Origin of the sequence: Agathobaculum ammoniilyticum (genome assembly GCF_025567315.1) — a bacterium.
GTDB classification, from domain to species: Bacteria; Bacillota; Clostridia; order Oscillospirales; family Butyricicoccaceae; genus Agathobaculum; species Agathobaculum ammoniilyticum.
Genome location: NZ_JAOQJE010000007.1, coordinates 1 through 12,023 on the forward strand (window position 1 = coordinate 1; position 12,023 = coordinate 12,023).

Consider the following 12,023-nt stretch of genomic DNA (forward strand, 5'->3'; position numbering starts at 1 on the left):
AATTACAAAAGAATAAAAGCGAGCGGATACAAGGGATATATTCTGGAGGAAGCGCCGGAGAAGATTCTGCAGTTTGGCGAGGGGAATTTTCTGCGCGCGTTCGTGGACTACTGGTTTGATGTATCGAACGAGCGCGTGGGCTGGAACGGCAAGGCGGTGCTGGTGCAGCCGATCGCGCAGGGGCTGGCGGAGCAGATCAACCGGCAGGAGGGGCTGTACACGCTGTACCTGCGCGGTCGGGAGAACGGGGAAAAGGTGGACCGGAAGCGGGTGATCTCGTCGGTGTCGCGGTGCCTGAACCCATATGAAAAGGCGGGCTACGACGCGATGATGCAGGTCGCGGAGTCGGACGATCTGGAATACATCGTGTCCAACACAACCGAGGCGGGGATTGTGTACGACCCTGCCTGCCGGAAGGAGGACTGCCCGCCGGCGTCGTTTCCGGCGAAGCTGACGCAGGTGTTGTACCGGCGCTGGCAGGCAGGGAAAAAGCCGGTGGTCATCCTCTCCTGCGAGCTGATCGACAACAACGGCAAAGAGCTGCAGAAGTGCGTGGAGCAGTACATCGGCCAGTGGGGTCTGGAGGAGGCGTTCAGAGCCTGGTGCGGGAGCTGCACGTTCTGCTCGACGCTGGTGGACCGGATCGTGCCGGGGCGCATCAAGGACGCGGCGGAAGCGGCGCGCATGGAGGAGGAAAACGGGTACCATGACGAGCTGATCGACGTGGGCGAGGTGTTCGGCGTGTGGAACATCGAGGGACCGTCGTGGCTGGAGGAGCAGCTGCCGTTCAAGGCGGCGGGGCTGAACTGTATCGTGGTGCCGGATGTGACGCCGTACAAAAAGCGCAAGGTGCGCATCCTGAACGGCGCGCATACGGGCTTTGTGCTGGGTGCGTACCTGGCGGGCTTGGATATCGTGCGGGACTGCATGCACAACGACAGCATCCGCGGCTTTATGAACAAGATGCTGTACGAGGAGGTCATCCCGACCCTGCCGCTGGATAAAAAGGACCTGGAGGAGTTCGCGGCGGCGGTGCAGGACCGGTTCAACAACCCGTTCGTGGACCATGAGCTGATGAGCATTTCGCTCAATTCGACCTCCAAATGGAAAGCGCGCAACCTGCCGAGCCTGCTGGAATATGTGGAAAAGACAGGCAGGCTGCCGGAATGCCTGAGTATGAGCCTTGCGGCGTATATCGCGTTCTATACGAGCGATGTGCAGGAGCTGACCGAAGCGGGTCTGGTGTGCAGGCGCGCGAAGGGCAACACCTATATCTGCTCGGACGACCGTTGGGCGCTGGAATTTTACTGGGCGCATAAGGACGACAGCGCGGCAGACCTGGTACACGCGGTGCTGACCAACCGGCAGATGTGGGATCAGGACCTGACGGAGATCGCGGGGCTGGAAGCCGCGGTGCTGGCGGGGCTTACGAAGATCCGCGCGGAGGGCGCGGAGGCCGCGTTCGCCTCCTGCCTGTGAGAGGGAGGATAAGATGACAAAGCTGATACGGATCACAGAGCGGGACAACGTGGCGGTGGCGCTGCATGCTGCGGCGAAGGGAGAAACGCTGAAAGCGGGAGACGCGGTGGTGACCGCGCGGGAGGATATCCCGCAGGGGCATAAGATCGCGCTCGTACCGATCGCGGCAGGGGAAGCGGTGGTGAAATACGGCTTCCCGATCGGCCATGCGACGGAGCCGGTGGAGGCGGGCAGTTGGGTGCATACGCACAACATGCGGACCAACCTGTCCGGCGAGGAGGAGTACGCCTATGAGCCGTCGGTACCCGAGATAGAGGCGGCGGAGGCGGAGACATTCCAGGGCTACCGGAGGGAGGACGGCCGTGCGGCGGTGCGGAATGAAATCTGGATCATCCCGACGGTGGGCTGCGTCAACGACGTGGCGAAAAAGCTGGTGTCGGACAACCAGGACTTGGTGAGCGGAAGCATAGACGGGCTGTACACGTTTCCGCATCCATACGGGTGCAGCCAGACGGGCGATGACCACGCGCAGACGAGGAAGCTGCTGGCGGCGCTGGCGCGGCATCCGAACGCGGGTGCAGTGCTGGTGCTGAGCCTAGGGTGCGAGAACCTGCAGCACGACCAGTTCGTAGAGGAGCTGGGGGAGTACGACGCGGAGCGCGTCAAGTTCCTCACCTGCCAGGACGTGGAGGACGAGTTCGCTGCGGGACGCACGCTGCTGGAACAGTGCGCGTCATATGCGGGACGGTACCGGCGTGAGGCGGTGCCGGTGAGCGAGCTGGTGATCGGTCTGAAGTGCGGCGGGTCGGATGGCCTGTCCGGCGTGACGGCGAACCCGACGGTAGGAGCGTTCAGCGACATGGTGATCGCGCGTGGCGGCTCGACAGTGCTGACCGAGGTGCCGGAGATGTTCGGCGCGGAGGGGATGCTGCTGAGCCGGTGCGTCAACGAGAAGGTGTTCGGGAAGGCGGCCGCCATGCTCAACAGCTTTAAGGATTACTTTATCAGCCACAACGAGACGGTGTACGAGAACCCGTCGCCGGGGAACAAGAAAGGCGGCATCACGACGCTGGAGGACAAGTCGTGCGGGTGCGTGCAGAAGGGCGGCACGGCGCCGGTGGCGGATGTGATCGGGTACGGGGAGCAGGTAACGGCGCACGGCCTGAGCCTGCTGTACGGGCCTGGGAACGATCTGGTATCAGCGACAGCGCTGACCGCGGCGGGCGCGCATATTGTGCTGTTCACGACGGGACGCGGGACGCCGTTCGGCGCGCCGGCGCCGACGGTAAAGATCGCGAGCAACAGCGGCCTTGCGGCGCGCAAGCCGGGATGGATCGACTTTGACGCGGGTCCGGTAGCGGACGGCGAGCCGATCGCGGAGGCGGCGAAGCGGTTGTACGCGCTGGTGCTGGACATCGCGGGCGGCAGACCCTCCAAAACTGAGCTGCTGGGCTACCGTGAAATCGCCATCTTTAAAAACGGCGTTACGCTGTAAATAAACACAGGCGGCGCTTTTGCAGCCAGCCGGACTGTTGAAAGCGAATTGCAACGGGAGGAAGAAGGTGCTATACTGGTAAGCACCATGTAGGGAAACATGAGGAGAGGAAGCGGTGTTTATGCCACAAACCATCAAAATCCTGCATTTCAGCCCAACCGGAGGGGCGCGGCGCGTGGCGCTGCTGCTCGCAAAGGGGATGGCACCCAACGTGCGGGAGTATGACCTCTGCGATCCGCAGGCCGAGCCGACAGTGTTTCATCCGGACGACGTGGTGCTGGTTGCCGGCCCTGCTTACGGCGGGCGGTTGCCGGCCATGATGACCGGACGGCTGAAAAAATGGCAGGGCAACGGCGCGCGGGCGGTGGCGGCTGCGGTGTACGGCGGCAGGGCCTATGAGGACACGCTGATCGAGCTGAGCGACCTGCTGCGCGGGCAGGGATTCCGCGTCATGGCAGCGGCCGCGCTGCTGGCGGAGCATTCGATCGTACATATTGCCGCTGGACGTCCGGATGAACAGGACGCGCGGCAGCTCGGCGCGTTCGGCAGGCAGATCGCGGCGAAGCTGGACCACGGCTCGCAGGAGGAACCCGCCGTGCCAGGCAGCCACCCCTATAAGGAGTGGAGCGGCATGCCTGCCGTGCCGCAGGTATCGGAAGCCTGCACCGGCTGCGGCCTGTGCGCGGAAAAATGTCCCGCACGGGCGATCCCGACCGGACAGCCGGATACGACCGACCCGTCGCGCTGCATCCTGTGCATGCGCTGTGTCGCCATCTGTCCGCAGCAGGCCCGCGCCCTGCCTGCCCCGATGCTGGAAGCGCTGCGGGGAAAGTTGGCGCCGTTTGACGCAGAGCGGCGTGAGAACGAGCTTTTTTTGTAAAAAACACGGCTGACCGTTTGGGTCAGCCGTGTTTTTGGATTGGTTGGCATTATTCGCCGGCCGCAACCGCGTCAAAGGAGGGCGACAGCAGATTGGTCATGCTCCGCAGGCTGATGCCTAGGGTGGAAAGGTTGTGCAGCATGGCCGACGCGGCCGGCATGAGCGCGCCAGCCGCGCCCAGGACGATCAGCATGCCGTTGAAGCCGATCACGAACCGGTAATTGGAGTGGATGCGGAGCATCAGCCCCTGCGCGATCCGCCGCAGTGCGACCAGCTCGAATAGGTTGTCCGCCGCGATGGTGACATCCGCGATTTCACGCGCGATCGCCGCGCCATCGCTGATTGCAATGCCTACGCTGGCGGCGGACAGGGCGGGCGAATCGTTGATGCCGTCGCCCAGCATGATGACCGTGCGGCCGGCGGCGCGTTCGGCCTCTACAAAATGCGCCTTGTCCTCGGGCAGGACCTCTGCGCGGTAATCGTCCACCCCGACCTGCGCCGCAATCGCGGCCGCGGTGCGCTCGCTGTCACCGGTCAGCATGACGGTGCGCCGGATGCCGAGCGCGCGCAGCGCCTGTATCGCGGCCTTTGCCTCGCCGCGGAGCGGGTCCGCAATGCAGATAACCGCCGCCAGTTCGCCGCCGATGGCGAGATACAGGTGGGAGAATTCCGGGGGAAGCGCGTCAAACGCCGCCTGCTCTCCAGCGGGGATTACGGTTTTCTCATCCTCAAAGACAAAGTGCGCGCTGCCGATGATGACTTTTTCCCCGTCCACCGTGCTGGAGATACCGTGCGCGACCAGATATTCGACCTGGGAATGCATTTCCTCGTGGGCGAGCCGGCGCTCTCTGGCGGCGCGCACGACCGCGTTGGCCATGGAATGCGGGAAATGCTCCTCCAGGCAGGCGGCGACGCGCAACATTTCGGCCTCGCTGCGTCCGCCGAACGGAATGACTCGCGCGACGACCGGACAGGCGTGGGTCAGCGTGCCGGTTTTGTCAAACACAATCGTATCCGCGCCCGCGACCGCTTCCAGAAATTTGCCGCCTTTGACCGTGATATGGTAAGCGCTTGCCTCGCGCATGGCGGACAGCACCGCCAGCGGCATAGCAAGCTTGAGCGCGCAGGAGAAGTCCACCATCAGGACGGACAGCGCGCGCGTGACGCTGCGCGTCAGCAGGAAGCTGAGCGCGCTGCCGGCGAGCGTATAGGGGACCAGGCGGTCGGCCAGGCGGGAGGCTCTGCCTTCCGCCGCGGATTTGAGCCGTTCGGACTGCTCGATCATGGAGACGATCTTGTCATAACGGCTTTCGCCAGAATGCTGGGTGACGCGCAGCACGCATTCGCCCTCTTCGACGACCGTTCCGGCGTAAACGGCCGTACCCGGGCGCTTGGCGACCGGCATGGATTCGCCGGTCAGGGATGCCTGGTTAACCATGACCTCGCCCTCGGCGATCGTTCCGTCAATCGGGATCACGCCGCCCATGCGGACCGCGATGCAGTCGCCCGCGCCGATCTGGCCGAGTGGGACGAGGGTTTCGGTATCGCCGTCCTTGCGCCAAACGCGGTCCACGCCCAGCGCCATGCAGCGGGCCAGGTCGTCGACCGACTTTTTGTGCGTCCACTCCTCCAGCAGCTCGCCCAGCTCGAGCAGGAACATGACCGAGCCGGCCGTGCCGAAGTCGCGACGGGCGATCGAGATGCCGATGGAAAGCGCGTCGAGCAGCTCAACGTGCATGCGGCGGCGCAGCAGGCAGCGCAGGCCGCGCCGCAGGAAAGGAAAGGAAATCCAGCAGATCCGCGCAATTTGAAGCGGGGAGGGCAGGAATAGACTGCAGGCCGCTTTGACCAGCACCTTGCCGACCAGCTTTTCCTGATACTGCCGGTTGAGCATGCGGCTGCTGTGCAGGGGGGCGAGCGCCGCGACGCGCGGGTCCTGATAGGAGAAGCGGCCGATCGCCGCCAGTACGGCTGCTCGGCCGCCCTGATAGCGGATTACGGCGCAGCGGGTGCGCTCATGAACTGCGGCCTGCGCCACCCCTGTGCAGGACTGCAGATAAGCTTCCAGCAGGTCTGCCTGCTCCGGCGTCATCCGCTTTTGGGCAAGACGGACGCGCAGGCGTCCGTTGCTTTCGTGTAAAATGGTTGCTTTCATTGCTTGACCTCCAAAACGGGAAAAAGAGGGCCGCCTATGCGCCCCTCTTTGACAAACGGGTTGTAATCAGCCCTGGGTTTCTGCGGCGGTATCCTCAACGGCCTCTTCCTGCGCCGTGCGGGCCTGGTTGATATCCTGCGCGGAAGCCAGGATGTCGGCCGCGTTCTCCTGCACGGTGTTGACCGTGGTCATGACGGATTCCTTCACCCGCAGCGCGGCGGCGGTGGCATGGGTATAAACCTTTTTGGCGTCCTTGCTGGACAGCAGCTTAATGCCGGCCGAACCGAACAGCGCGCCGCCGACAAACAGGGCGATATCCTTGCAGTATTTCTTCATAAATGCTTCCTCCTTATCACTTGCGCCTGTAGCCCGTGATCATGACCATGACCATGCAGATCACAGCGCCCCAGGCCCAAAACCGATGTTGTTTCAAGGCGAACACCTCCTGGATGGGTCGTTTCCCGTTGGGGATAAGCATAGCATATCTGTTCGGCAAATTCCACCGGATTTGGACAGAGATAAACGGTTTTAGACATTTTTCTCGGCCGCAATGCGGCGGTAGCGGGAGGGGGGAAGATGGTACAGGCGGCGAAACGCCACGCCGAACTGGCTGACGCTGCCGTACCCCACAGCAACCGAAACCTGCATCACGGACAGGGGGGAGGAGGTCAAAAGTTCGGCCGCGCGCTGTAGCCGCTGCTGCTGGAGGTATTGGTGGAGCGGCTGGCCGTATAGCTGCCGGAAGCAGCTTTTGAGCGAGGTGGGGGAGATATGGAACTGCTGCGCAAGGCACCTGATCGTCAGATGCTCCGCGAGGTGCTCCAACATATAGGCATGGACCTGCTGCACGGCATCCGTCAGGTATTGATCGTAATAGCTCGCGGCTACCGGAGAGACCAGCGGGCTTTGGCGGCACAGAAGATACAATAGCTCCACCGCCTTGAGCGTGCAGTACTGCCCGCGATCGGAAGCGGGCAGGTCCCTGAGCGCGAAGAACACCGCGTTGCCCCAGGCGCTGCCGCGCACCGCCGCACAGCCGTGATGCGCTGCCATCAGCGCGCCTACCTGGCGGGTGTCCAGCGTCAGGCCGCCAAACAGGGCGCAAAGCCCTTGCAGGCTGTGCCGAGCCTCACAGCAGACGAACGAAATAAGGATGCCCGCGAAGCGACTGTCCGCAAATTGGACGGATCGAACCTGCGCGGGATCGGAAAGCAGCAGGATCTCCCGCGGCTTGAGCCTGACCTGCCGCCCGCCCGCCAAAGAAAGCAGCAGCCCGCCGCGGCAGCAGTACAGCGTTTCAAGGTGCGGATGTGTGGGGCGGGCGGGAAAGCGCTCCGGCGGCGCGCAGTCAAAATCGCAGACGCGCACGCCGGCCATGGGGGCGGTCCAGCGGATATGGCCGGACGAAAGCCCGGCATCCGATAATTGTTCCAATAGCGCTTCCAGCATGCCGATCCTCCATAGAAAAGTTTGCAATGACTAACTTGTAGTTAGCTAAAACTAACTCATAGCCAGAATTATACGCCAAAACAGCGGGGTTTGTCAAGGCTTGGATAATGCAAAAAAAGCGGACGCCCCGATCGGGACGTCCGCCTGGCCGTATGGCTATTTACAGGGTAAGGGAGGGAGCGGCGTAAACGCGTGCCTGCAGCTCGCTGTTGAGCATGTAGAGTGCTTTGGCGTCGCTGCCGAACAGCTCCATCTTGGTGATGAGGTCGGAGGAATTTTTTTCTTCCTCGCCCTGCTCCTTGACAAACCAGTCGAGGAACTGAACAGTGCGGAAATCATTTGCCGACTGGGCGGCCCCATAAATGGCGTTGATTAATGCGGTGACGTACTGTTCGTGCTCGTATGCGACCTGCAGCGGGTCCATCAGCGTGGAGAACGCCTTGTCCGGCTTGGCGATCGCTTCCAGCGTGACCTTCTGGTTATTGTTGTGCAGGTACTGATAGATCAGCATGGCATGGTCCTGCTCCTCCCTGGCCTGGATTTCGTACCAGTTTGCAAAACCGTCCAGCCCTTTGTCGGAGTAAAAGTTAGCGATGTCAAGATACAGATAGGCAGAATAAAATTCCTTGTTAATTTGGTCGTTGAGCAATTCGGAAACCTTGCGATCCATTTTAAGTAACCTCCTTAGAGCGGGGATGGGATAAACCACCTAAAATATTAATTGATATTATATATCAATTATAACACATCCGCGTCCGCTGTCAAGAGAAAAAACGGAAATACTGGCGTGGGAAAGAGAAGTATGAATTTATTTTACGAAATAAGAAAAATGTGGTATACTAAAAAACAACAAAAATGGAACGAGGGGAAATATGAAAGAAATACTCAAAAAATGGAATGACATCAGCCTGGTCAAACGGATTATCTGCGGCTTGGCGGTCGGCATCCTCCTCGGGGTGGCCGCGCCGCAGCTGACGGCGCTCTCCCTGCTGGGCGATCTGTTTGTCGGCGCGCTGAAGGCGGTCGCGCCGCTGCTGGTCTTGTTTTTGGTCATGGGCGCGCTGTCCAACCACAAAGAGGGTAAGCAGACCAACATGAAAAGCATCATCGGGTTGTATCTGTTGGGTACGTTCTTGGCGGGCTGCGTGGCGGTTGTGGCGAGCTTCCTGTTCCCGATCTCGCTTACGCTGGCGGAAAGCGCTTCCGATGTGGCGCCCCCGGGCGGTATCGGCGAGGTGCTGCACACTTTGATGATGAACCTGGTTTCCAACCCGATCAGCGCCCTGGCGAACGCCAACTATATCGGCATCCTGGCCTGGGCGGTGCTGCTCGGCATTGCGCTGCGCAAGGCCTCGGACGGCACCAAGCGTGCGATCGGCAATGTTGCGGACGCGATCTCGCAGATCGTCCGGTGGATTATCAACTGCGCGCCGTTCGGCGTAATGGGCCTGGTTTTCACCACGATCTCTGAGCAGGGAATCGATGCCCTGCTCAGCTACGGCAAGCTGATCCTGTTGCTGGTCGGCAGCATGGCGTTCGTGGCGTTTATCGTCAACCCGATCATCGCTTTTATCGGCATCCGCAAAAACCCCTATCCGCTGGTGCTGAAATGCCTGAAGGACAGCGGCATCACCGCTTTCTTTACGCGCAGCTCGGCCGCCAACATTCCGGTCAATATGAAGCTGTGCGAGGAGCTGGGGCTGGACCGCGATACCTATGCGGTATCCATCCCGCTGGGTTCTACGATCAACATGGGCGGCGCGGCGGTCACGATCTCCATACTCGCGCTTGCCGCGGCGCATACCATGGGCATAGAGGTGGATCTGGCGTCCGCGATCGTGTTGAGCGTGCTCTCCGCGGTCAGCGCGTGCGGCGCATCCGGCGTGGCGGGCGGCTCGCTGCTGTTGGTCCCGCTGGCCTGCAGCCTGTTCGGCATTCCAAACGATATCGCGATGCAGGTAGTGGGTGTCGGTTTTATCGTCGGCGTGATCCAGGATTCCTGCGAAACCGCGATCAATTCCTCGACCGACGTGCTGTATACCGCGGTGGCGGAGTATACCCAAAAGCGTAAGCTGCAGAAAAAATAAATACAAGCCGGAAAGGGCCTGCTTCGTACAAGCAGGCCCTTTTTTGGCGAAAGCGACAGGGGACGGAAGCGGATGCTTCCGTCCCCTGTCTGGAAGAGAGGAGGATGTGCGGCGGAGAAGGGAGGCGTCAGGCGCCCCCAGGCTCCAGCAGAAAGCTCTGCACCGCGGTCGCGGCGCCGCCGATGAATTCCTTGCGGGGGGCGAGGGAACTCTGCTCGAAAATGTCCGTGGACAAAAACGGGTTGATTTTAGATACCTGCTGGATGAACGTTTCCATCACAAAGGGGCATTCGAAAATCTCGCCGAACAAAATGACCTTATTGGGCGCGAAAACCGAGATGGCGTTGTTGATGCCGATGGAGAGGTCATAGATCAAGGTGGTCAGATAGCTGCGCAGCTCCAGACAGTCCAGCGCAAGGTATTTGCGGATGTTATGGATAGTCGGCTGGCCGTATTCGAGCAGGGCGCCGCGGATAACCGGAGAGCTTTCCTGCAGCGAGAGGATTTTTTCGGTGATCTGGTTTAAGTGGACACCGGTTTCCAGACAGCCGGTTTTGCCGCAGCGGCAAACTGTGGTCGAGCCGCGGTAAAAGTAGGTATGCCCGATCTCCGAGGACTGGTAATTAGCGCCCTTATACAGCGCGCCGTTGATCGACGCCGCCGAGCCGACGCCCGGCCCCCATTTCACGACCATGGTATTGGCGGTGTATTTTGCCGTGCCGTAAAGGTTTTCCGCGTTCAGGAACGAGCAGACGTTGCTTTCCACACAGACTGGAAACGGGAGCAGCTCCTCCAATATCTTCTGGATAGGCACCTCCTGTCCGTGGAAAACATGGAAAGGATGCAGGGCGATGCCTTCGTTGTGGTTGACAGGACCAAGGATGTCCACGCCGATGCCGAGGATATCCTTGTTTTTGAGCTTGGTTTTCCAAAGCAGCAGTACGATCCGGTTGGCAATATCCTGAAAGGCGCCCGGCACATCAAGCGCGGGGTCGATCGCAAAGTGCTCGAGCGCAAGCGGCTCCCCCATCAGGTTGGTGATGGCAATGGTGCTGCCCGTGTAGTGGATATTGACGGAAATAACGTATTTATAGGTCTGGTTGATGGACAACAGGCTTTTTTTGCGGCCTAGGCTAGAGGAGGCTTCTTTCCCCTCCTCGATGATGATGCCGCGGCTGATGAAGTCGCCGCAGATCGAGGTCAGCGTGGCGGTCGTGAGACGGAGCCGGCTGGCCAGGTCGGTCCTCGACATTGCGCCTTCCGTCAGCAAAAGCCACAAAACATGGGAACGATTGACCTGTTTTACATTACTCATGTTGATTCCAAGAGGGCGCATAAGCAAATCTCCTAAGCTATCGATAGAATTCCGACGCCGCGTATGCGGCAGGGCAGGGATTATACGCCGGCATAGGCGCTGAAGCCGCCGTCCACGGGCAGCACGACCCCATTCACATATCCCGCCGCCTGCGGGGAGAGCAGGAAGAGCAGCGCGCCCGTCAATTCAGAAATATCCCCGAACCGGCCCGCCGGTATGCCGGACAGGATCTTTTCCGCGCGCGGGGTAAGCGAGCCATCTGCGTGGAGCAGGTTGGGGCGGTTCTGGTTGGTGATAAAAAAACCGGGGGCGATCGCGTTGACCCGAATGCCCGCCCTGGAGAAGTAGACGGCCAGCCATTGCGTGAAGTTGGAAACGGCGGATTTGGCCGCGCTGTAGGCCGGCAGCTTGGTCAGCGGCCGGATGGCGTTCATGGAGGAGATGTTGACGATGCAGCTATCCTTGCGGCCGGTCATGTCGGCGGAAAAAATCTGGGTGGGAAGCACCGTGCCGATAAAGTTAAGGTCGAACACCCGGCGGAAGCCGTTCAGGTCAAGCTGAAAAAAGGTTTTGAGCGCCGGCTCCACCGCTTCGGGGCGAAAATATTCGTCCTCCGTATTTCCATCCGGATGGTTGCCGCCCGCGCCGTTAATCAGGATGCTGCAGGGGCCGTGCGCGGCCAGAATCTGCGCGTGTACGCTTTCGAGCTGCGCCTTGTCCAGCACGTCGGCCCGATAGGCATATGCACGATACCCCGCTGCGGTCAGCGCATCCGCCGCAGCCTGCGCCGCAGGCAGGTTGATATCCAACAAGCACACGGTCGCATGCGCCTGTGCGAGCGCGCCCGCGAAATGGCTGCACATGATGCCGCCGGCACCGGTGACAACAGCGGTGCGGCCGCCCAGGTCCAGGGGGAACGGGTTGGGCGTGAGCATGAAATTCAACTCCTTTTTTGTTCTAATTTTATTATATCAATATAATTAAAAAAATCAACATAGCAGCTAATCAGAAAATTAAATAGAAATATTGTGCGGTATATACAAAAAGATAAAAACAAATATATTGCTTTTGATAAATTGACACAAATGGAAAGAATCGCTATAATAGGAGCATACAAATTAGTTAATTCAATTAATTAATTTGATACGAAATGTAGAGAAGGA

10 protein-coding genes are annotated in these 12,023 nt (G+C 60.3%); 4 read left to right on the forward strand and 6 right to left on the reverse strand.

Annotated features, from left to right (window positions below):
• The 3 genes from OCV66_RS08890 to OCV66_RS08900 form a co-directional block, all read left to right on the forward strand.
• Positions 1 to 1,479: tagaturonate reductase (locus OCV66_RS08890; protein ID WP_207724526.1), on the forward strand; the 1,479-nt coding region annotated here is incomplete at its 5' end.
• 13 nt (positions 1,480 to 1,492) lie between these two features.
• On the forward strand, positions 1,493 to 2,974 hold the full coding sequence (locus OCV66_RS08895) for a UxaA family hydrolase (RefSeq protein ID WP_054328550.1): 1,482 nt from the start codon (positions 1,493 to 1,495) through the stop codon (positions 2,972 to 2,974).
• Positions 2,975 to 3,095: 121 nt separating this feature from the next.
• Positions 3,096 to 3,854 (forward strand): 4Fe-4S binding protein, encoded by a 759-nt coding sequence (locus tag OCV66_RS08900; protein WP_054327549.1) that lies wholly within the window; start codon positions 3,096 to 3,098, stop codon positions 3,852 to 3,854.
• A gap of 49 nt (positions 3,855 to 3,903) precedes the next feature.
• On the opposite strand, the gene OCV66_RS08905 is transcribed toward OCV66_RS08900, so the two are convergent.
• From OCV66_RS08905 to OCV66_RS08920, 4 genes are all read right to left on the reverse strand, one after another.
• Entirely contained in the window at positions 3,904 to 6,009 is a 2,106-nt protein-coding gene (locus OCV66_RS08905; protein WP_147574165.1) for a heavy metal translocating P-type ATPase, read from the reverse strand.
• Between the two features lie 66 nt (positions 6,010 to 6,075).
• Positions 6,076 to 6,345, reverse strand: coding sequence for a DUF6110 family protein (locus OCV66_RS08910; RefSeq protein WP_054327548.1), 270 nt, complete (start codon positions 6,343 to 6,345; stop codon positions 6,076 to 6,078).
• A gap of 192 nt (positions 6,346 to 6,537) precedes the next feature.
• Positions 6,538 to 7,458 (reverse strand): AraC family transcriptional regulator, encoded by a 921-nt coding sequence (locus OCV66_RS08915; protein WP_054327547.1) that lies wholly within the window; start codon positions 7,456 to 7,458, stop codon positions 6,538 to 6,540.
• A 160-nt stretch (positions 7,459 to 7,618) separates the two neighbouring features.
• Positions 7,619 to 8,128, reverse strand: coding sequence for a ferritin (locus OCV66_RS08920; protein ID WP_107631078.1), 510 nt, complete (start codon positions 8,126 to 8,128; stop codon positions 7,619 to 7,621).
• Positions 8,129 to 8,330: 202 nt separating this feature from the next.
• Between OCV66_RS08920 and sstT the strand changes: the two genes are divergently transcribed.
• Positions 8,331 to 9,545, forward strand: coding sequence for a serine/threonine transporter SstT (gene sstT / locus OCV66_RS08925; RefSeq protein WP_107631077.1), 1,215 nt, complete (start codon positions 8,331 to 8,333; stop codon positions 9,543 to 9,545).
• A 127-nt stretch (positions 9,546 to 9,672) separates the two neighbouring features.
• On the opposite strand, the gene OCV66_RS08930 is transcribed toward sstT, so the two are convergent.
• Positions 9,673 to 10,881, reverse strand: a complete 1,209-nt coding sequence (locus OCV66_RS08930) for an ROK family transcriptional regulator (protein WP_054327545.1) — start codon at positions 10,879 to 10,881, stop codon at positions 9,673 to 9,675.
• A gap of 59 nt (positions 10,882 to 10,940) precedes the next feature.
• Positions 10,941 to 11,795, reverse strand: a complete 855-nt coding sequence (locus tag OCV66_RS08935) for an SDR family oxidoreductase (RefSeq protein WP_107631076.1) — start codon at positions 11,793 to 11,795, stop codon at positions 10,941 to 10,943.
• Positions 11,796 to 12,023 lie beyond the last annotated feature (228 nt).